Origin of the sequence: Zhenhengia sp., from assembly GCF_046966505.1 — a bacterium.
Taxonomy (GTDB): domain Bacteria; phylum Bacillota; class Clostridia; order Lachnospirales; family Cellulosilyticaceae; genus Zhenhengia; species Zhenhengia yiwuensis.
Genome location: NZ_JBKVCH010000003.1, coordinates 88,217 through 108,924, shown reverse-complemented (window position 1 = coordinate 108,924; position 20,708 = coordinate 88,217). Strand labels below are relative to the sequence as shown.

General features: G+C 36.1%; 18 protein-coding genes, 1 riboswitch and 1 other annotated feature (1 of these 20 cut by a window edge). Of the genes, 17 read left to right on the top strand and 1 reads right to left on the bottom strand.

Features of this window, described 5'->3' with window-relative positions; all coding sequences use genetic code 11:
• Nucleotides 1-210, top strand: a binding site (T-box leader) (it extends 2 nt beyond the left edge of the window).
• Between the two features lie 50 nt (nucleotides 211-260).
• Together ACLTBU_RS04645 and ACLTBU_RS04640 are read left to right on the top strand one after the other, a co-directional pair.
• Nucleotides 261-458 (top strand): hypothetical protein, encoded by a 198-nt coding sequence (locus ACLTBU_RS04645; RefSeq protein WP_177671181.1) that lies wholly within the window; start codon nucleotides 261-263, stop codon nucleotides 456-458.
• A gap of 21 nt (nucleotides 459-479) precedes the next feature.
• Nucleotides 480-3,122, top strand: coding sequence for a valine--tRNA ligase (locus ACLTBU_RS04640; protein WP_177671180.1), 2,643 nt, complete (start codon nucleotides 480-482; stop codon nucleotides 3,120-3,122).
• 70 nt (nucleotides 3,123-3,192) lie between these two features.
• Here ACLTBU_RS04640 and ACLTBU_RS04635 read toward each other — a convergent pair whose 3' ends face one another.
• Nucleotides 3,193-4,566, bottom strand: coding sequence for a citrate/2-methylcitrate synthase (locus ACLTBU_RS04635; RefSeq protein ID WP_412217855.1), 1,374 nt, complete (start codon nucleotides 4,564-4,566; stop codon nucleotides 3,193-3,195).
• Nucleotides 4,567-4,733: 167 nt separating this feature from the next.
• On the opposite strand from ACLTBU_RS04635, the gene ACLTBU_RS04630 reads away from it, so the two are divergent.
• The 15 genes from ACLTBU_RS04630 (at nucleotide 4,734) to ACLTBU_RS04560 (ending at nucleotide 20,707) form a co-directional block, all read left to right on the top strand.
• Entirely contained in the window at nucleotides 4,734-5,168 is a 435-nt protein-coding gene (locus ACLTBU_RS04630; RefSeq protein WP_412217853.1) for a hypothetical protein, read from the top strand.
• Nucleotides 5,169-5,614: 446 nt separating this feature from the next.
• A complete protein-coding gene (locus tag ACLTBU_RS04625) occupies nucleotides 5,615-7,360 on the top strand; it encodes an ABC transporter substrate-binding protein (RefSeq protein ID WP_412217851.1) in 1,746 nt (581 codons plus the stop codon).
• A 167-nt stretch (nucleotides 7,361-7,527) separates the two neighbouring features.
• Nucleotides 7,528-8,496: an ABC transporter permease gene (locus tag ACLTBU_RS04620; RefSeq protein ID WP_177671176.1), complete on the top strand. Its 969-nt coding sequence runs from the start codon at nucleotides 7,528-7,530 to the stop codon at nucleotides 8,494-8,496.
• 14 nt (nucleotides 8,497-8,510) lie between these two features.
• Nucleotides 8,511-9,512 carry an ABC transporter permease gene (locus tag ACLTBU_RS04615; RefSeq protein ID WP_249331162.1) on the top strand — a complete coding sequence of 334 codons (1,002 nt, stop codon included), beginning with the start codon at nucleotides 8,511-8,513 and terminating at the stop codon, nucleotides 9,510-9,512.
• A 17-nt stretch (nucleotides 9,513-9,529) separates the two neighbouring features.
• Nucleotides 9,530-10,687 (top strand): ABC transporter ATP-binding protein, encoded by a 1,158-nt coding sequence (locus tag ACLTBU_RS04610; protein ID WP_337530549.1) that lies wholly within the window; start codon nucleotides 9,530-9,532, stop codon nucleotides 10,685-10,687.
• On the top strand, nucleotides 10,688-11,662 hold the full coding sequence (locus ACLTBU_RS04605) for an ABC transporter ATP-binding protein (RefSeq protein ID WP_177671174.1): 975 nt from the start codon (nucleotides 10,688-10,690) through the stop codon (nucleotides 11,660-11,662).
• Nucleotides 11,649-11,930 (top strand): hypothetical protein, encoded by a 282-nt coding sequence (locus ACLTBU_RS04600; RefSeq protein WP_177671173.1) that lies wholly within the window; start codon nucleotides 11,649-11,651, stop codon nucleotides 11,928-11,930. Before ACLTBU_RS04605 ends, ACLTBU_RS04600 begins: the two co-directional genes overlap by 14 nt.
• A 124-nt stretch (nucleotides 11,931-12,054) precedes the next feature.
• Nucleotides 12,055-13,422: an MATE family efflux transporter gene (locus tag ACLTBU_RS04595; RefSeq protein WP_320651232.1), complete on the top strand. Its 1,368-nt coding sequence runs from the start codon at nucleotides 12,055-12,057 to the stop codon at nucleotides 13,420-13,422.
• Nucleotides 13,423-13,434: 12 nt separating this feature from the next.
• Nucleotides 13,435-14,322, top strand: a complete 888-nt coding sequence (locus ACLTBU_RS04590) for a YitT family protein (protein ID WP_177671171.1) — start codon at nucleotides 13,435-13,437, stop codon at nucleotides 14,320-14,322.
• Between the two features lie 30 nt (nucleotides 14,323-14,352).
• Nucleotides 14,353-14,454, top strand: a riboswitch (purine riboswitch).
• Between the two features lie 80 nt (nucleotides 14,455-14,534).
• On the top strand, nucleotides 14,535-15,071 hold the full coding sequence (locus tag ACLTBU_RS04585) for a nucleoside-triphosphatase (RefSeq protein ID WP_249331164.1): 537 nt from the start codon (nucleotides 14,535-14,537) through the stop codon (nucleotides 15,069-15,071).
• Nucleotides 15,072-15,086: 15 nt separating this feature from the next.
• Nucleotides 15,087-16,184: an ABC transporter substrate-binding protein gene (locus ACLTBU_RS04580; RefSeq protein WP_412217845.1), complete on the top strand. Its 1,098-nt coding sequence runs from the start codon at nucleotides 15,087-15,089 to the stop codon at nucleotides 16,182-16,184.
• Nucleotides 16,181-17,152: a FecCD family ABC transporter permease gene (locus tag ACLTBU_RS04575; RefSeq protein ID WP_177671168.1), complete on the top strand. Its 972-nt coding sequence runs from the start codon at nucleotides 16,181-16,183 to the stop codon at nucleotides 17,150-17,152. The genes ACLTBU_RS04580 and ACLTBU_RS04575 overlap by 4 nt, the downstream gene beginning before the upstream one ends.
• A gap of 26 nt (nucleotides 17,153-17,178) precedes the next feature.
• On the top strand, nucleotides 17,179-17,964 hold the full coding sequence (locus ACLTBU_RS04570; RefSeq protein WP_283246124.1) for an FAD binding domain-containing protein: 786 nt from the start codon (nucleotides 17,179-17,181) through the stop codon (nucleotides 17,962-17,964).
• A gap of 12 nt (nucleotides 17,965-17,976) precedes the next feature.
• Nucleotides 17,977-18,435, top strand: coding sequence for a (2Fe-2S)-binding protein (locus ACLTBU_RS04565; RefSeq protein ID WP_177671166.1), 459 nt, complete (start codon nucleotides 17,977-17,979; stop codon nucleotides 18,433-18,435).
• A 1-nt stretch (nucleotide 18,436) separates the two neighbouring features.
• Entirely contained in the window at nucleotides 18,437-20,707 is a 2,271-nt protein-coding gene (locus tag ACLTBU_RS04560) for a xanthine dehydrogenase family protein molybdopterin-binding subunit (RefSeq protein WP_320651237.1), read from the top strand.
• Nucleotide 20,708 lies beyond the last annotated feature (1 nt).

The following is a 20,708-nucleotide window of genomic DNA, read 5'->3' as shown; positions in this document are numbered from 1 at the left end:
AAATGCGATGAAAAAGAGGAGTATAATACACCTGCATTTAGAGAGAGAAACTTATAAGCTGAAAGGTTTCTTATGTAAGGATATTAGAAGGTAGCTTTTGAGCACTGTTTTTGAAACTAAGTAGGAAGCAGCGGGTAGGCCCGTTACAGCATAGAGAGCCAGATAGAAGTCTGGAATTAAGGTGGTACCGCGAGCATTTTCGTCCTTATTAGGGGCGAGAGTGCTTTTTTTATATTCTTATTTCAGAAAGAAGGTGTCCTATGAAGCCTATGGGTTTTGTACTTTTGGTCATTGGTGTCATGCTGATCTTTGCAGCAAGGCGTATCGTGCTTTCTAAAGTGCGTCTAGAAGAAAAGGATAAAAATGAAATGGAAATGCTAGCAAGTGGCGGTGTTATTGCTGTTAAGGTCTCAGGCTTTATTGTGGCTGTTATGGGATTTCTATTTCTGATGATGTAACAAATAAAAGGAGGATTCAATATGAGTAACTTAGAAAAAGTTTATGATCCAAGTACCGTAGAAGAAAGACTTTATAAAAAATGGATGGACAATGGTTATTTCCATGCTGAAGTTGAAAAAGACAAAGAGCCATTTACAATCGTTATTCCACCACCAAACATTACAGGGCAACTTCATATGGGGCATGCACTTGATAACACACTTCAAGATATCTTAATTAGATATAAACGTATGCAAGGTTATAATACACTTTGGATGCCAGGAACTGACCATGCAAGTATTGCAACAGAAGTGAAAATTGTGGCCAAAATGGCAGAAGAAGGTCTTACAAAAGAAGACCTTGGACGTGAAGGTTTCTTAAAACGTGCTTGGGAATGGAAAGAAGAGTATGGTGGCACAATTATCGGGCAGCTTAAAAAACTTGGTTCTTCATGTGACTGGGAAAGAGAACGCTTCACAATGGATGAAGGTTTATCAAAAGCAGTACAAGAAGTATTCATTCGTCTTCATGAAAAAGGATATATTTACAAAGGTTCACGTATTGTTAACTGGTGTCCAGTATGTCAAACAACTATTTCAGAAGCTGAAGTTGAGCACATTGAAAGTCAAGGCAACTTCTACCACTTACGTTACCCAGTAGTAGGGAGTGATGAGTTCGTTGAAATTGCTACAACAAGACCAGAAACATTGCTTGGAGATACTGCAGTAGCAGTTAACCCAAAAGATGAACGCTATACACATTTAATTGGTAAAATGCTTAAATTACCTCTTACAGATAGAGAAATTCCAGTAATTGCAGACCATTATGTAGATATGGAATTTGGTACAGGTGTTGTTAAAATTACACCAGCACACGACCCTAATGACTTTGAGGTAGGTCGTCGTCATGACTTAGAAGAAATCTGTGTCATGAACGATGATGGTACAATGAATAACTTAGCAGGCAAATATGCTGGTATGGACCGCTATGAAGCACGTAAAGAAATGCTTAAAGATTTAGAAGAGCAAGGTCTTCTTATTCAGATTAAACCTCATATGCACAATGTAGGTACACATGACCGTTGTAAAACAGTTATTGAACCTATGGTGAAAGCACAATGGTTCGTTCGTATGGAAGAAATGGCTAAACCTGCTATTGAAGCGCTTAAAAAAGGTGACTTACGTTTCGTTCCAGAACGTTTTGGTAAAACATACCTTAACTGGTTAGAAAATATTCGTGACTGGTGTATTTCTCGTCAGCTTTGGTGGGGACACAGAATTCCAGCATACTACTGCCAGGAATGTGGTGAAGTAACTATTGCACGTAGTATGCCGGAAGCATGTAGTAAATGTGGTCATACACATCTTGTTCAAGATGAAGATACATTAGATACATGGTTCAGTTCAGCTTTATGGCCATTCTCAACACTTGGCTGGCCAGATAATACAGAAGAACTTAAACATTTCTATCCAACAAGTGTACTTGTAACAGGTTATGATATTATTTTCTTCTGGGTTGTACGTATGGTATTCTCAGGTCTTGAACAAATGGGTGAAGTACCATTTAAAGATGTTCTTATCCATGGTCTTGTGCGTGACTCTGAAGGACGTAAGATGAGTAAATCTTTAGGAAATGGTATTGACCCACTTGAAGTTATTAAAGAATACGGCGCAGATGCACTTAGACTTACACTTATTACAGGTAATGCACCTGGTAACGATATGCGTTTCTATTATGAACGTGTAGAAGCGAACCGTAACTTTGGTAACAAACTTTGGAATGCAACACGTTTCATTCTTATGAATTATGAAGGAGAAGATTTAAATCTAGAGGTAGGTCTTGATGAACTGACTGCAGCAGATAAATGGATTCTTTCAAAAGTTAATACACTTGCAAATGAAGTAACAGAGAACATGGATAAATACGACCTTGGTATTGCTGTTCAAAAACTTTATGACTTTGCATGGGAAGAATTCTGTGACTGGTATATTGAAATGGTAAAACCACGTCTTTACAATAAAGAAGATGCTACGCGTCATGCTGCATTATGGACACTTAAAACAGTTATGATTAATGTTCTTAAGATGCTTCATCCATATATTCCATTTATTACAGAAGAGATCTTTATGGGACTTCAAGATAGAGAAGAAAGTATCATGATTTCTAACTGGCCAGTATATAAAGAAGAATGGAACTTCCAAGTAGAAGAGGAAGAAATCTCTCTTATTAAAGAAGCAGTACGTTCTATTCGTAATGTAAGAAGTGAAATGAATGTACCACCATCAAGAAAAGCACAAGTATTTGTTGTTTCTGAAAATGAAAAAGTACTTGATATCTTTAATAGAGGTAAAGTATTCTTTGCTACCCTTGCTTCTGCATCAGAAGTTGTTATGCAAAAAGATAAAGCAGGTATTGATGAGGATGCTGTATCAGCAGTTATTCCAGAAACAGTACTTTACATGCCTCTTGCGGAACTTGTAGATTTTGAAAAAGAAATTGAACGTCTAACAAAAGAAAAAGCAAAACTTCAAAGTGAAGTAGATCGCGTTGTAAAAAAACTTTCTAATGAAGGTTTCGTAGCGAAAGCACCTGCTAAGCTTATTGAAGAAGAAAAAGCAAAACAAGCTAAATACGAAGCTATGCTTGCAGAAGTTGTAGCACGCCTTGAAAAGTTTAATAAATAATGCAGTAATGAAAAAGGACTCTCTAAAACCAATTTAGAGAGTCCTTTTTGTGTGAAAAAAAGTAAATAAATTATTGGCGCATAGAAAGAGGGATATACTCCTTTCTCTGAGCTACGCTCTTATAAGCTGGGCGGATAATCTTTCCTGCATTGACGATTTCTTCGATGCGGTGAGCGCTCCAGCCCGCTATTCTGGCGATGGCGAAAATAGGTGTATACATTTCTAAAGGTAAATCTAATAAGCTGTAGACAAATCCAGAATAGAAATCTACATTGGCACTAACGCCTTTATACATTTTACGAGCTTTGCTAATCACTTGTGGTGCAAGACGTTCAATACGTGTATAGAATTCAAATTCATCTTCGACGCCTTTGGCGGCAGCGAGTTTACCTGCATATTCTTTAAGGATAATAGCACGGGGGTCAGATATGGAATAAACGGCGTGACCAATGCCGTAAATAAGTCCGGCTTTATCAAAAGCTTCTTTATTAAGAAGTTTGGTGAGATAGGTACAGATTTCCTCTTCGTCTTGCCAATCTTTAATTTTTTCACGCATATCTTCAAACATTTTAACAACTTTTAGGTTGGCACCGCCGTGTCTAGGGCCTTTTAGTGAACCTAAAGCAGCGGCGATGGTAGAGTAAGTATCTGTCCCAGAAGAGGTTACAAGGTGGGTTGTAAAAGAAGAGTTATTACCACCACCGTGTTCAGCGTGTAAAATAAGAGCTAGGTCTAAAAGGAGAGCTTCAAGTTCGGTGTATTTGCGATTTGGTCTAAGCATATAAAGGATATTTTCTGCTGTAGAGAGTTCTGGCCTAGGTGTGTGAATATAGAGACTTTGATTTTGATGGTAATGAGCATAAGCTTGATAGCCATATACAGCTAAAGAGGGAAAACAAGAAATGAGGTGAATACATTGTTTAAGGACATTAGATAAAGAAGTATCATCAGGATTATCCTCATCGTAACTATAGAGTGCAAGTACGCTTCGGGCCATGCTATTCATAATATCTTTTGTAGGTGCTTTTAGAATCATATCACGGACAAAGTCATCAGGTAGTTTGCGCTTTTCACTTAATATTTTATTGAAATTTTCAAGTTGTCTAGGATTAGGGAGTTTGCCAAAAAGTAAAAGATAAGTAGTTTCTTCGAAACCATAGCGATGATCAGTTAAGTAACCTTTAGTGATATCAGCAATATCGATACCTCTATAAAGTAGACGACCAGGAACAGGAATAATTTCGTTTTCGTCTACAATATAGGAATGGACTTCGCCTATTTCTGTTAATCCTACAAGTACACCTCGGCCATCTAAGTCACGTAGACCACGTTTAACAGCGTACTTTGTAAAAAGTTCAGGATTGATAAGGTTATTTTCTTGAGCTAAGTGGGTAAGTTCGTTGAAAGGATCAGTAGAAGTGTAAAGAGTATTTTGTTCTATCATATAATACCCCCCTTTTTTATGAAGTTTTCTGAATAATTATAATTAATAGTAACATTATGGGTAATAGGGTGTCAATATGTATAAAAGTAAGTGCTTGATACTGAATAATAAGTAAGTGAAAGAGATATTATAAATAAGAAGAGTATTATAATAATGGAGGAAAATTTATGAAGTATGTAGTTTTATCACCAGCGCGTAAAATCATTTGCTTTGATCATGGTGAACAAGTAGCGCAGTATTGCGATGAAAAAGAACGTTCAGATATAGATGCCTATTGTAAGGACCAGCAGTACACATATGAAACAATGAGTTCGGTAGATGTGGGATATGTCTATACCCTTATAGGGGCAGAGGCTGGGGTGTGTTATATTTATGAAACAAAAGATGTATTAAAGCATATGAAAGAACTTCAAGTAGAATCCGATTTAATTGATGCAACAGCGGATCTTTTTAATGATAGAAGATTAAATGAAGAGATAGATTGCCCGGGCTATTTGAGTGATGTGCTTATGGATTTAACACCGATGACAGTTTCCCAATTGCTTAATCCTTTATATACAATGCAAAATATAGATGAGTGGGCTACTGAAGGGAATGAATAAAAAAGAAGTGTTTAATAGCTAGCTATTAAACACTTCTTTTTTATAAATATATAGTAAAAAAATATAGTTTATGATATTATTTCTAATAATAAATAATGTTTAGTTATTTTTGTGAGAATAAATAATATAATTTTTGTATAATCAAGCATAAAGTGTACGACATATACAAACATAAGTATTTATTAGGGATAAACATTGGTTGAAATAAATTCAAAAATATGATAGATTGTGTTATAAATAAATCATGTACATGTATACAATTATTTTGTTTTAAATAAATATTATTATAAAATCCAAGAATAAGATTGAATAACCCATAATATTATGGTAATATGAAGGAGAAAAATAAAAATCAATTATACGATATGAAGTTTATTTGATAAAAACTTGCAAAAACAGTATCGATACTTGAAATGAAAAATAATGAAATAAATGGAGGGGTTAAGATGAAAAAGTTTGCTAAGAAATTTTTAGTTTTATCTGTAGTATCTGGATTAGCTGCTTCTACTTTAGTAGGCTGTAGCCAAGATAAACCACAAACAGATAACGGTACAAGCCAAGCTGCAGGAGAGAAAGAGAGTAGTGGTGATACTCAAAAAGAATCAAAATACAAAACAGTAGTTGTTGCTTCACTTGAAATGAATGGTGTATTCAGCCCATTCTTTGCTACAACAGGTTATGATATGGATATTGCAGATATGGTCCATGCATCACTTATTAAAGCAGACCGTAATGCACAACCAGAAGCGGCTCTAGCTGAGTATGCAATTGAAGAAATAAAAGGTGAAGATGGTACAGTTTCTGAAACAATTTACACTTTTACACTTAAGGATGGTGTGACATTCAGTGATGGTACACCTGTAACAGCTGATGATGTTATTTTCTCATATAAGGTATTAGCGGACCCAGCATATGATGGTCCATCTACACTTACTACATTACCAGTAGTTGGTATGGAAGAGTACAATAAAGGTGATGCTACAGAAATTAGTGGTATTGAAAAAGTAGATGAGAAAACTGTAAAAGTTACACTTAAAGGCATTGACCCAGCAGCAATCTGGAAACTTGGTGGTATTGCTGTAGCGCCAAAAGCATACTACGGTGTAGATGATGCTGGTAAAGAATATGCTAAAGGGGATATGAGCGTTCCTAAATCAAGAAATGCTGCGCCAATGGGTGCGGGTGCTTATAAATTTGAGAGCTTTGATAATAACGTAGTAACACTTAAAGCAAATGAAAACTATTACAAAGGTGCACCAGCGACACCAACTATTAAATACCAAGTAACAGCAGAGACTAATAAACTTGAAGGCTTAAAACTTGGTGAGTTTGACATTTCAGATCCATCTGCTTCACCAGATATGGTAGCGGATGTAGAAGCTGCAGGTCTTGAATATAGATTAATTGAAAACCTTGGTTATGGTTACATTGGTATGAATGCAGAACGTATTCCAGACAAAAACGTTCGTAAAGGTTTAATGCACCTTATGAATCGTCGTCCAGCTGTAGAAACCTATTATGGTGAACTTGCTACAGTTATTGAAAGACCAATGTCAACAGTATCATGGGCTTACCCACAAGATGCGACAGAATACTATGGCTTCGATCCGGCTAAAGCTTTAGAATACTTCAAAGCTGCTGGCTATGAGCAAGTAGATAAAAATGGTAAAGTAAGCCTTGAAAAAGATGGCGTACAACTTCGCGTTGAAGTAGGTATTCCAGGTGGTGGTACTATGGACCATCCAACTGCTCCAGTACTTACACAAATGAAAACTGAAATGGAAAAAATGGGTGCTGTACTTGAAATCGCAGATACAGATGGAACAGTATTCTTTGATAGACTTAACACAAGTGATTGGGACATGTGGGTAGCAGCTTGGGGGGCAACCGTTGACCCTGATATGTACCAAGTATACCACTCAACAGGTCCATCAAATCATTACAAAATCAAAAATGATGAACTTGATAAGCTTATTGTAGATGCACGTCAAACAAATGATATAGAAGTAAGAAAAGACTACTATAGCAAAGCGCTTGATATCATTATGGATGAAGCGGTAGAAATGCCAGTTTACCAAAGAAAAAATATGTATGTATTCAACCAAGAAATTGTAGATATGGAATCTCTTCCAGAGAACATGACTCCATACTATACATATTTTGCTGAAGTTGAGACATTCAGACTTAAATAGTCATAGGGCATGAAACTAATCACCAACTCCTTAGGGGTTGGTGATTAATATCAGCCTATAATAAATGTTATGTAAATAATGCAAAAAAATCCAATTATTGTAAGTTGATATTAATCAGAAAGAAAGCGCATTGTTTAAGCACTAAACTAGAAAAGGAGTGAATATAAATGAGACAATATATTATTCGAAGATTATTTATTTCTATCTTTATATTATTGGGTGTATCGGCTATCATTTATGGTTTACTACGTACTGCACCAGCAGATTATGTAAGTACTATAACAAACGGAATTCCAGATGCAACACCGGAAATGAAAGCAAAATTAACTGAACTCTATGGTCTTGATAAAGGGATAGTAGAAGGTTATGTGGATTGGTTAAGTTCAGCTTTAAAAGGTGATTTAGGTCAATCTTTCATTTATAACAAACCCGCACAAGATGTTATTAAAGATAAGATGTGGGTATCCTTCTGGATGGCACTTCCATCCTTTATTTTACAACTCTTAATTGCGATTCCACTAGGAATTATTTCAGCAACAAAACAGTACTCTATTACAGATTATACTGTTACAACAATTGCTTTAATTGGGATTTCTCTTCCAAGTTTCTTCTTCGCAGCAGTACTGCAAAGAGCGTTCTCAATGGGACTTGGATGGTTTCCGCTTCAAGGGATGGTTACAGCTCGTGAAGATTATGTAGGCTTTGCACATATTATGGATATGGCATGGCACTTTGTTCTGCCTATCACAGTACTTACTGTATTAAGTATTGGAGGACTTATGCGATATAGCCGTACCAATATGCTCGAAGTTTTAAATGCAGATTACATACGTACAGCAAGAGCTAAAGGCCTTAGTGAACATAAAGTAATTTACAAACATGCATTTAGAAATACACTTATTCCAATTGTAACAATGGTTGGTGGTATGATTCCTGGACTTTTCTCAGGGGCTATGATTACAGAAGGAATCTTCTCTATTGAAGGTCTTGGATATATAGGGCTTAAAGCACTTAGATCAGGGGACATTCCATTTATGATGGCCTTTACCATGTTCCTTGCCATTCTTACATTATTAGGAACACTATTATCTGATATTCTCTATGCGGTGGTAGACCCTCGCGTACGACTTAAATAGAAGGGAGTAATGAAATGGCTGAAGAAAAAGTATTACAAACAAATAATCAACCAGAGGAAGTTGCAAACTTAGAGAAAATCGTTACTCCAGGGCAGCTTGTTATGAAGCGTTTCTTACGTAATAAGCTTGCTATTGCGGGAGTAGTCATTCTTGTATGTATGTTCCTGTTTTCTTTCTTAGGGCCTCTTTTTACAAGTTATGGTGAATATACTATTTTCTTTGTAAAAGATGGTGTAGAATTTAGTTCAGATGATCACAAGGGTATGGATCCACAAGAAAGTGGTGTAAAAATTAATGGGAAAGCAAAACCATCAAAAGCACACTTACTTGGAACAGATAAAGATGGTCGTGATATTTTAGTTCGTTTGATGTATGGTGGCCGTATCTCTTTATTAATTGGTTTTGTAGTAGTAGGTCTTCAATTAGCAGTAGGTGTTATTATGGGTGGTATAGCAGGATATTATGGTGGTGTGATTGATAACCTCATAATGCGCTTGGTAGATATATTCTATTGCATACCAACTCTTCCTGTTATGTTAATTGTAAGTTCTATTATGGTAGCATATGGCGTACCACAAGAATATAAGATTTATATTTTGATGCTTATCATGGGTATATTAGGTTGGGCAGGTGTAGCACGTCTTGTACGTGGTCAAATTCTAAGCCTTCGTGAACAAGAGTTTATGGTGGCAACAGAAGCGATTGGCCTTCACCCAGCTAAACGTATTATGAAACACCTTATACCAAATGTTATGCCACAACTTATTGTTATTGCAACAATGGGTATGGGGAGTGTTATTTTAGCAGAAGCATCTTACAGTTATCTTGGTATAGGGGTACCATTCCCTCTTGCGTCTTGGGGAAATATGGTTAATACGGTAACAGATCCTATTATTATGAGGGAGTATTTGAATATTTGGTTCCCACCAGGATTCTGTATTTTATTAACAGTACTAGGATTCAACTTTGTTGGCGATGGTCTTCGTGATGCCTTCGACCCTAAAATGAAAAGGTAGGTGATAACATGAGCGGTATGACAGCAGAAATGAAAAAGATAAAAAAAGCTGAACAAAAAGAAGCTAAGCTACGTATGAAGCAAATTTCTAAAGAAAATAATAAAATCATTAAGAAGTTTGAGAAAGAGAAGAAACGCAAAAAGGTTGATCCTTCTGAGTATCAAACAACTATGAAAAATCCAGATAACATTATTGAAATTGATAATTTACATACTTATTTCTTTACAGATATGGGGACAGTTAAATCTGTAAATGGTGTCTCTATTGAAGTGCCAAAAGGAAAGACAGTTGCATTAGTAGGAGAGTCTGGATGTGGTAAGTCTGTTACGAGTCTTTCTGTTATGAAGCTTGTACAAGGACCTACAGGTCAAATCGTAGATGGAGCTATTCGCTATAACCGTAAAGGTGGTGCAGTAGATATTGTTAAGGCTCCAATTAGCGAAATGCAACATATTCGTGGTAATGAAATTGCGATGATTTTCCAAGAGCCGATGACAAGTCTTAATCCAATCTTTACAATTGGTTATCAAATTGATGAAACCATTAAACTTCATCGACCTGATATGAAAGATGAAGATATTAAAAAGCAAACTATTGAAATGCTTAAATTAGTAGGGATTGCCCGTGCAGAGGGGATTTATGACTGTTATCCACATGAACTTTCAGGTGGTATGCGTCAACGTGTTATGATTGCTATGTCACTTTCTTGTGACCCTCAGTTTATTATTGCAGATGAACCTACAACTGCACTTGATGTAACGATTCAAGCACAGATTTTAGACTTACTTCGTGATATTAAGCAAAAAATAGATGCAAGTATTCTCCTTATTACACATGATCTTGGTGTAGTAGCAGAAATGGCAGATTATGTTGTGGTTATGTATGCAGGTAAAATTGTAGAACAAGGAACAGCTCATGAAGTCTTCCTTAATCCAAAACATCCTTATACAATGGGGCTTATTAAGAGTAAGCCAGCAGTAGGTAAAGTAGTAGACCGTCTTTACTCTATTCCAGGAGCGGTACCAAACCCTGTAAGTATGCCAAATTACTGTTTCTTTAAAGACCGTTGTGATAAGTGTATTGCAAAATGCAATGGAGATATTCCAGAACTTAGATATATATCAGAGGATCATAAAGTGGCTTGTCATCTTTATGATAGCAAAGGAGGGAAATAAATGTCAGAAAATATTTTAGAAGTTAAAGAGCTGAAAAAATATTTCCCTATTAAAGCAGGGGTTATCCAACGTGTAGTAGGGCATGTTAAAGCTGTCGACGGTATTTCTTTTAATATCAAGAAAGGTTCTACTTTTGGGCTTGTAGGGGAATCGGGTTGTGGTAAAACAACAGTTGGTCGTACACTTCTTCGTCTTCAAGAAAGTTCAGGCGGAAGTGTTATGTTTGATGATAAAGATGTTTTCAAGCTTTCTAACAAACAATTACGTGCTATTCGCCCAGATATGCAGCTTATTTTCCAAGATCCATATAGCTCCCTTAGTCCAAGAATGCCAGTTGGTGAAATTATTGGGGAAGGTGTGCGTGAGCATAATATTGTACCTAAAGAAGAATATAGAAGCTATATTATGAGTATTATGGAAAAATGTGGTCTTCAACCTCATCATATTGACCGTTATCCACATGAATTCTCAGGTGGACAACGCCAACGTATTTGTATTGCACGTGCTATAGCGCTTAAACCAAAAGTTATTGTATGTGATGAGCCAGTATCTGCGCTTGATGTATCTATTCAAGCTCAAATTATTAACTTACTTAAAGACCTTCAAGAAGAATTTGGATACAGCTACTTATTTATTTCCCATGACTTAAGTGTTGTTGAACATATTTCAGATGAAGTAGGGGTTATGTACCTTGGAAATTTAGTAGAAAAAGCTCCTAAAGAAGAGCTTTTCAAAAATCCTAAACATCCTTATACAAAAGCACTTTTCAGTGCTATTCCAGTGCCAGACCCAACAGTAAAAATGAATCGTATTATCCTAGAAGGAGATATTCCTTCACCTGCAAATCCTCCATCAGGGTGTAAATTCCATACAAGATGTCAGCATTGCATGGAAATTTGTAAGACAGTGGCACCAGAGTATAGAGATTATGGTAATGAACATTTTGTAGCATGCCACTTATATGACAATGAATAAGGTAAATGATGAATTCAAAGATGATGGAAGAACAGTAGCAGATATGGATATACCAGGTATGCCATGGTATGCAGGTCCTAATGACCGATTAGGCGATAGACCTAAGGCAAAACGTAACTCTCTTGTAGAAGAGCGTATTGTACTCACTAAGGGAGAGAAACGTGCTATTTATAAAGGTATTATAGCTGCCATATTGCCATTAGTCCTTGCATTCGCGGTAGGTTATTTCTTTATTTTCCTATTTTTAGACAAAGTATGGCTATCTTAAATAGAGGCGTGTAAGATATGAAATCTTACACGCTTTTATAATGTACGACTATTGAAATATAATGAGTTTTTTTGTATACTACCTAAAGATTAAAAAGGTTTACAGAAAGTATGAGGGATATGATATGCTTGTTACAAGGGATAAACAGTTTTATAAATTATTATTAAGCATTGCACTTCCTATTGCTATGCAAAACTTAATTACTTTTGCAGTAAGTATGGTAGATACTTTAATGCTTGGGACACTAGGTGAAGTAGAGTTATCAGCAGCATCTATTAGTAATAATCTTTTCTTTGTCTTTATGATTTTGAACTTTGGGCTTGCAGGAGGTTCTAATATTCTTATTTCTCAATATTGGGGAAAGAATGATGTAAAGGCTATTCATAAGGTGCTTGCTATAATGTATAAAGTGTGTGTAGCTTTATCTATTGTTTTTACGGCTATAGCACTATGTGCACCTCGTCTATTTATTAGTATTTTCACACCAGATATGGCAGTTGTGGATGCTGGAGAAAAATACTTACGCATTGTAGGATTAGGATACTTTTTCTATGCTATTACAAATTGTAGTATTATGATGCTTCGTTCCGTGAAGACCGTTAAAATCTCTATGGTAGTCTATTCTATTTCTCTACTTGTTAATGCATTCTTTAACTGGATTCTTATTTTTGGTAACTTAGGTGCACCACGTTTAGGGATAGAAGGTGCGGCAATTGCTACGGTTTTAGCGCGTTTTGTAGAATTTGCAATTGTAATGTGTTTTATGGCATTCTTTGAGAAAAAAATCAAGTTTAGATTAAGCCACTTTAAAATAAAAGATGCCCTAATGAAAAAGGATTACATTAAAACTTGTACACCAGTTGTATTTAATGAATTTCTTTGGGCCATGGGATCTTCTATGGTAGCTGTTATTGTAGGCAGACTAGGAACAGAAGTTGTAGCAGCTAATAGTATTAGTAATGTAGTTAATCAATTTGTAACGGTCTTTATTTTTGGTTTATCAAGTGCAGCAGCTGTTATGATTGGTAATAGTATTGGAGAAGGGAACTATAAGAAGACTAAAGAATATGCAGCAACTATTGCAATTTGTGTAGCTTGTTTAGCTGTTTTTGCAGGACTTCTTACTTTTACACTTAGACCTTTCATTGTACAGTTCTATAATGTATCAGATTTAACGAAGTCTATTGCTATGGATATTATGGCTGTTAACTCTGTGATTGTATTCTTCCAGGCCATGGCAAACACAACTAATATTGGTATTTTGCGTGGTGGTGGAGATGTAAAGTTTGTATTGGTTAATGATGTCATTTTTATGTGGCTTGTAGCTATTCCGTTAGGGTTTATTGCTGCTTTTGTATGGGGCTGGCCAGTTATTGCTGTATTTTGTGTTATAAGAGTAGATGAAATATTAAAGGTTATTTGTAGTACAAGACGTATTATAAGTTGGAAATGGATTACCAATGTTACAAGAGATGAAGAATATGCAGCTTAAAGAGGAGACAGTATGAAAATATTAGGTATTACAAAGAAAGAACTATTCCTAATCTTATTAGGAACAACCCTTCTTGCTTTAGCTATTAACTGGTTTTTATCACCAAGTGGCTTAGTTACAGGAGGAATTTCAGGAACTTCTATTATCGTAGAGGAAGTCACAAGCAATGTGTTTGGTGTAGGTGTACCTTTATGGGTAACGAATATTTGTTTAAATATTCCTCTATTTTTAATAAGTATTAAACAACGTGGTTTTAAATTTGCGCAGAAGTCTTTATACAGTGTTTTATGGCTTTCTGTTGCTCTATGGTTCACAGGATTTTTCCCTAATCCATTCCTTACAACAGGAGACTTACTTCTTCCAGCTATTTTTGGAGGAGCATTAATAGGGGCGGCAATTGGTCTTGTTATACAAGCAGGAGGGACAACAGGTGGAACAGATATGCTTGCCTCTATTATTAAATTTAAGAACCCATCCTTTCCTATCACTCAGCTTATGCTTATGATTGATGGTATAATTATATTATGTGGTTTCTTTATTTTCGGGCAGGAAAAAGCTATGTATGCTGTTATTGCTGTATTTATTACTTCAAAAGTAATAAGCAATATTATAGAAGGTGTACACTATGCTAAAGCAGCATTTATCATATCAGCCCATAGTGATAAGATTGCTAAAGAAATTATGGAGAAAATTCCACGTGGTGTAACAGGGCTTAAAGCAACGGGGATGTATTCTAAATCAGATAAAGAAGTCCTTTATGTGGTTGTATCTCAAAAAGAAATTACGAGGCTTCGTGATTTAGTAAGAGATATAGATCCTAAGGCTTTTGTAACCATTGCTGATGTAAAAGAAGTACTTGGAGAAGGCTTCATAACTGAATACAATGATTTAGCAGCATAACTTGTCAAAAATACTTATATTGAGGTATAATGTTAACTGACTATAAATAATCGTATAAATTCGATAATATGGATCGAAAGTTTCTACCTACAAACCTTAAATTTGTGGACTACGAGGTGTTTATGTTTTGCATGCTATGCAAAGCTTATAGACTCCTCTTTTTTTGAGGAGTCTTTTTTTTATTACTATTTTATAGAAAAGGGTGTTAAATCATGAATGTATCCAATTTCTTTATTACAGGTGGTAAAGGTGTGGGAAAATCTACACTTTTAAAGGCACTTACAGAGGAACTAGAGCTGACTAAAGATTTAACTGGATTTGTTACTTTACCTTACTTTGAAAAGGAGGCAAGAAAAGGATTTTATCTGCATAGTATGATAGAAGTAGAGGGGAATGACAAGCCTATTTCTATTCAGCCTGATGAAGTGTCTTGTGAAAGTATTAGGGAAACTTTTGAAACCCTTGGTGTGGATGTCCTCATTAAAAGCTTGGAATATCCAGAAAAACATGTAGTAATGGACGAACTTGGCACTTTAGAAGGAGAGGCTTATCTTTTTCAGGAACAAGTACATAACTTATTAAGCAGTCCTAAAATTGTACTAGGGGTTATAAAGCATAAGGAACATCCTTTTTTAGATGCCATTAGGCAAAGAGAAGATACAATGATTTACACAGTCACTGAAGAAAATAGGGATGAGATAAAAGAACAGATTAAACAAGATTACCTAAAAAGGTTTTCAAATAAATAGATTAAGGGGAATAGCATGAAAATGAAAAAGTTTATGTATATGGTAGCATGTATGAGTTTATTAGTAGGCTGTGCAAAGGCACCAGTGGGCTCACCTGAAGTAACATCTGAGCCTATATCAGCTGAGCAAGGGGGTACAGAAAATAAAGAAGCAACTGCAAAACAGCCAGAACAAGAAGCTGTAGAACGTGAGATTACAGTTACAGATCAGCTAGGTAGAGACGTAACAATCAAAGGAGATGTAAACCGTATTGTCTCTTCTTATTACATTACATCTTCTATGCTTATTGCCTTAGATGCAAAAGATAAAGTAGTAGGGCTTGAAATGAAGGCAGATACAAGAGAAATTTACAAACAAGCAGCACCGCAGTTCTTAGAGCTTCCAGCAGTAGGATCCGGTAAAACTTTCAATGTAGAAGAAGCACTTGCATTAGAGCCAGATCTTATTATTTTACCGTATAGATTAGAATCTTTTATTCCACAAATTGAATCTTTAAATATTCCAGTTATTGCAGTAGAGCCTGAAAGTATGGAAGACTTCCTTGCATGTATTGAGTTAATAGGAACAGCTATTGGACATGAGGAGGAGGCTGAGAAGCTTCTTAAATATTTTGATGATGTGACAAAAGAAGTAGAAGGTCTTACGGCTTCACTTACAGATAGACCTTCTGTATATCTAGCAGGAAGTAGTAATCCTCTTGTAACTTGTACAGGACTTATGTATCAAAACGATCTTATTGAGATTGCAGGTGGGGAGAATGTAACAAAGGAGTTAACAGATGCTTACTGGCAGACAATCTCAAATGAAGAACTTTTAAGTATGAATCCTGAATATATGTATGCTGTAAGTTATGCAGATTATGATTTAACAGCTATTACAGAAGAGGCTAACTTTAAAGATATTGAAGCTGTAAAAGCAGGAAATGTTGCATACTTCCCATCTATCCTTGAACCTTGGGATTATCCAACACCATCAGCAGCACTTGGTATGCTTTGGCTTTTAAATGATCTTCATCCAGATCTTTATGACGAAGAAGCGTATTTAGAAGATGCAAAAGCCTTTTATAAAGAATTCTATGATATTGAGGTAACAGAGGAAGCACTTGGACTATGAGAAAGAAAACTCTTTTTGTAGGTAGTCTTTTAATCTTATGCATCATGATGGCCCTTTCATTAGGGCGTTATAGTCTATCTTTTAAAGAGGTCTTAGAAGTTATAATGGGGACTTCTAAAGAAAGTCTCCATTATACAGTTGTTTATGGAATGCGCTTACCGCGTATTATGCTTGTTCTATTATGTGGTAGTGGACTTGCCCTAGCAGGACATACCTATCAGGTTGTCTTTAGGAATCCTCTTGTATCGCCAGATGTATTAGGGGTAAGTGCAGGATGTTCTTTTGGTGCAGCTTTTGCCATGGTTTTTCTAGGTGGAGGGCTTATGGCAATAGGAGGCATGTCTTTTTTATGCGGTATAGTTGTTGTAAGTTTAACCATGCTACTTGCAAGGCGTATGAGAAATAAGACACTTGGTTTGGTACTTTGGGGGATTGTAACAAGTTCCATTGCCTCATCAGGACTGATGCTCATTAAATATGGAGCAGACCCTTACAAACAGTTGCCAGCCATAGAGTTTTGGCTTATGGGTGGTTTTTATCAAGCAAGTTGGCAACAAGTTGGGGCGATAGGTTTAATATTTAGTATAGCTATAGTCTCTTTATATTTATTAAGATGGAAGTTAAAAGTTATGATGCTTGGAGATGAAGCGGCACATGTATTAGGGGTCAATGTAAAGGCTGTACGTTATGGTGCTTTAAGTGTAGCAACTTTTTTAGTTGCAATCATTATTTCTTTAGTAGGACTTGTAAGTTGGATTGGACTTATTGCTCCCCACCTTGCAAAGCTTTATACAAAGAAAGAGGATTTAAGTTGCATGACCATGGCTATGGTGTTAGGGAGTTTAGTGCTTCTTATAGCAGATACTTGTGCGCGAACACTTTTTCCAGCAGAGCTTCCCATTAGTATTTTAACATCTTTTATGGGGGCTATTTTACTAGCCATCATTTTATTACAATCAAAACAGTAATGACGGAGGATAGAGTTGTGTTCACAATGACAAATTATGTAACAGTTGGGTCACTAGAAGAGGCGTATGCCTTATTAGGGAAAAATAAAAGTAATAAGATTCTAGGGGGTACTTTATGGATGAGAATGGGGAGCCAAACAATCCATACAGGTATTGACCTTAGTCAATTAGGATTAGATCAAATTGTAGAAAATGAAGAAGCTATAGAAATAGGGGCAATGTGTTCCTTAAGGATGATTGAAACACATCCCCTTATGAATGAATATTTTTCAGGGATAGTTGCTGAAAGTGTGAAGGATATAGTAGGTGTACAGTTTAGAAACTGTGCAACTATTGGAGGAAGCATTTACAGCCGATTTGGGTTTTCTGATATACTTACAGCACTACTTGCCCTAGATACTTATGTAGAACTTTATCATGGGGGGATTCTATCTTTAGAAGATTTTATTAAAACATCTTATGAAAAAGATATTCTTGTTAAAATAATTATTAAGAAAGAACAGATAAAGGGGACTTATCAGACAGAACGTTTGAGCCATACAGATTTTCCAGTTTTAGCTGTGGCTGTTACGAAAGGTCAAAAGGGCTATAAAATCTCTGTAGGTGCTAGGCCAAGTAAAGCAGCACTTGCCTATGAGGCAATGCATTATTTAAATACACGAGATGAACTTGGTGAAGAAATGATAGAAAGTGCAGTACATAAAGTAATAGAAGAACTGAACTTTGGGTCAAATATGAGAGCAAGTGAAACTTATCGTAAACATCTTGCAAAAGTGCTTATCAAACGTTCTTTAAAAACACTTAGTTACTAGAGGGGGAAAGACATGAAAATTAAAGTATGGGTTAATGGAAAATTAGTTCAAGATGATATTGCACCAGATATGACTTTATTTAACTACTTAAGAGATAAAGGCTATAAAAGTGTAAAATGTGGTTGTGATACAAGTAATTGTGGGCTTTGTACAGTATGGGTAGAAGAAAAAGCAGTACTTTCTTGCAGTGTACTTGCTATGCGTGTTGATGGAAAACATGTAACAACTTTAGAAGGCTTACAAGATGAAGCAGAAGCTTTTGGAATGATGCTTGCAAGTGAAGGAGCAGAGCAATGTGGTTATTGTAGTCCTGGTCTAATTATGAATGTATTAAGAATGAAAAGAGAGCTTAAAAATCCAACAGATGAGGAAATTAAAGCTTATTTATCAGGAAATCTATGTAGATGTACAGGTTATATGGGGCAGTTACGTGCCATTAAAAAATACATGAGTCAAAATGGGGAGGCATAACATGAAGACAGTTCATCAACCTATTATAAAATTAGATGCAAAAGCGCTTGTAACAGGAAAGCCTGTTTATACGGAGGACTTAGCACCAAGTGACTGCCTTGTTGTAAAACTTTTACGTAGTCCACATGCTTATGCAAAAATATTAGAGATTAAAAAAGATATCGCACTTAAAGTACCAGGGATAGAATGTATTTTGACTTATGAAGATGTACCACAACAACGCTTCACCATGGCCGGTCAGTCTTACCCTGAACCAAGTCCTTATGATAGGCTAATCTTAGATAAATATGTACGTTATGTGGGTGATCCTGTTGCTATTGTAGCAGGAGAGAATGAAAAAGCTGTTGACCGTGCACTTAAGCTGATTAAAGTACAATATGAAATACTTGAGCCTGTTCTTGATTTTGAACAAGCTATAGATCATCCTTCATGTATTCATCCAGAAGAAGATTATCATGTAAACTTTGATATTGGTAATGAGGTAAAACGTAATATTTGTTGTAAAGAAGGCTTTGAAGCAGGGGATATAAATAAGGCATTTAGTGAATCAGATGTTGTACTAGAACGTACATATCATACAAAAGCAAACAACCAAGCTATGATGGAAACGTTTAAGACTTATACTTATTTAGACTATAATGGGCGACTTAATATTGTAACAGCAACACAAATTCCTTTCCATGTAAGACGTATTTTAGCACGTGCACTCGATATGCCAAAGAGTAAAGTACGTGTTATTAAGCCACGTATTGGAGGAGGATTTGGAGCAAAACAAACCGTAGTAAGTGAGCCTTATCCAGCACTTGTTACACTTAAGACAGGCAAGCCAGCACGTCTATTCTTTACACGTACAGAGACTTTTATGGCTTCTACAAGTCGTCATGAAATGAAGATTACCGTTAAAATAGGAGCAGATAAAGAAGGTCATATTAAAGGGATTGAGATGTACACTTTATCGAATACAGGTGCTTATGGTGAGCATGGACCTACAACAGTTGGCCTATCAGGGCATAAAACCATGTCACTTTATAATAAAGCAGAGGCACTTAAATTCAGCTGTGACGTTGTCTATAGTAATACCATGTCTGCAGGCGCATTTAGAGGATATGGTGCTACGCAAGGTACTTTTGCATTAGAGTCTGCTATGAATGAGCTTGCTGTAGAACTTAATATGGATCCTATTGCTTTGCGTAAACTGAATATGTTAGAAGTAGGCGAAAGTATTAAAGCCTACTATGGTGAGATTCTTCAAAGCTGTGGGCTTTTAGAATGTCTTGAGACAGGTAAAAAGATGATTGAGTGGGATAAAAAATATCCAAGTTATAGAGTAGATGACCATAAGGTAAGGGGCGTTGGAATGGCTATGACCATGCAAGGTTCAGGTATCTCGAATATTGATATTGCATCAAGTCAGATCCGTTTAAATGATGATGGGTTCTATACCTTACTTATCGGTGCAGCAGATATGGGAACAGGGTGTGACACAATCCTTGCACAGATGGCAGCAGAATGCTTAGAGTGTGATTTAGATAAAATTGTTGTAAATGGCGTAGATACAGACCAATCTCCATATGATACGGGTTCTTATGCATCGAGTACAACTTATGTAACTGGAATGAGTGTTATTAAAGCTTGTGAAGAACTTAAAGAGAAAATGCTAAAAGAAGCAGCACTTCAACTAGGTATTGCACAAGAAGCGTTAATCTTTGAAGGTCACCAAATTAGTAATGAGGAAGGTACGGTAACGATTAGCTTAGATACACTTGCTCAAAATGCAGTAGTAGGTGAGCATGATTGCCTCATTGCTCAAGCATCGCATTCAAGTCCAGTATCACCACCACCTTTTATGGTTGGTTTTGCTGAGGTAGAAGTAGATACTGAAACAGGACACACTGAAATGATTGATTATGTAGGAGTTGTAGATTGTGGAACAGTCATCAATACAAGTCTTGCAAGAATACAGGCAGAAGGTGGAATTGCACAAGGAATTGGAATGGCACTTTATGAAGATATTACTTATACAGCAGAAGGGAAGATGCGTAATAACACCTTTATGCAGCATAATATTCCAACAAGGTTAGATGTGGGGAATATACGTGTAGCATTTGAAAGTACTTATGAACCAACAGGACCTTTTGGGGCTAAATCGATTGGTGAAGTTGTTATTAATACACCTTGTCCAGCTATTGCACATGCTATTTATAATGCAACGGGTGTACGTGTGAGAGAACTGCCAATTACCCCTGAAAAAATTATATTAGGCGGTGAATAAA

Coding starts and splice junctions, on each gene's coding strand:
- ACLTBU_RS04645 (WP_177671181.1), top strand. CDS start 261: ATGAAGCCTATGGGTTTTGTACTTTTGGTCATTGGTGTCATGCTGATC.
- ACLTBU_RS04640 (WP_177671180.1), top strand. CDS start 480: ATGAGTAACTTAGAAAAAGTTTATGATCCAAGTACCGTAGAAGAAAGA.
- ACLTBU_RS04635 (WP_412217855.1), bottom strand. CDS start 4,566: ATGATAGAACAAAATACTCTTTACACTTCTACTGATCCTTTCAACGAA.
- ACLTBU_RS04630 (WP_412217853.1), top strand. CDS start 4,734: ATGAAGTATGTAGTTTTATCACCAGCGCGTAAAATCATTTGCTTTGAT.
- ACLTBU_RS04625 (WP_412217851.1), top strand. CDS start 5,615: ATGAAAAAGTTTGCTAAGAAATTTTTAGTTTTATCTGTAGTATCTGGA.
- ACLTBU_RS04620 (WP_177671176.1), top strand. CDS start 7,528: ATGAGACAATATATTATTCGAAGATTATTTATTTCTATCTTTATATTA.
- ACLTBU_RS04615 (WP_249331162.1), top strand. CDS start 8,511: ATGGCTGAAGAAAAAGTATTACAAACAAATAATCAACCAGAGGAAGTT.
- ACLTBU_RS04610 (WP_337530549.1), top strand. CDS start 9,530: ATGACAGCAGAAATGAAAAAGATAAAAAAAGCTGAACAAAAAGAAGCT.
- ACLTBU_RS04605 (WP_177671174.1), top strand. CDS start 10,688: ATGTCAGAAAATATTTTAGAAGTTAAAGAGCTGAAAAAATATTTCCCT.
- ACLTBU_RS04600 (WP_177671173.1), top strand. CDS start 11,649: ATGACAATGAATAAGGTAAATGATGAATTCAAAGATGATGGAAGAACA.
- ACLTBU_RS04595 (WP_320651232.1), top strand. CDS start 12,055: ATGCTTGTTACAAGGGATAAACAGTTTTATAAATTATTATTAAGCATT.
- ACLTBU_RS04590 (WP_177671171.1), top strand. CDS start 13,435: ATGAAAATATTAGGTATTACAAAGAAAGAACTATTCCTAATCTTATTA.
- ACLTBU_RS04585 (WP_249331164.1), top strand. CDS start 14,535: ATGAATGTATCCAATTTCTTTATTACAGGTGGTAAAGGTGTGGGAAAA.
- ACLTBU_RS04580 (WP_412217845.1), top strand. CDS start 15,087: ATGAAAATGAAAAAGTTTATGTATATGGTAGCATGTATGAGTTTATTA.
- ACLTBU_RS04575 (WP_177671168.1), top strand. CDS start 16,181: ATGAGAAAGAAAACTCTTTTTGTAGGTAGTCTTTTAATCTTATGCATC.
- ACLTBU_RS04570 (WP_283246124.1), top strand. CDS start 17,179: ATGACAAATTATGTAACAGTTGGGTCACTAGAAGAGGCGTATGCCTTA.
- ACLTBU_RS04565 (WP_177671166.1), top strand. CDS start 17,977: ATGAAAATTAAAGTATGGGTTAATGGAAAATTAGTTCAAGATGATATT.
- ACLTBU_RS04560 (WP_320651237.1), top strand. CDS start 18,437: ATGAAGACAGTTCATCAACCTATTATAAAATTAGATGCAAAAGCGCTT.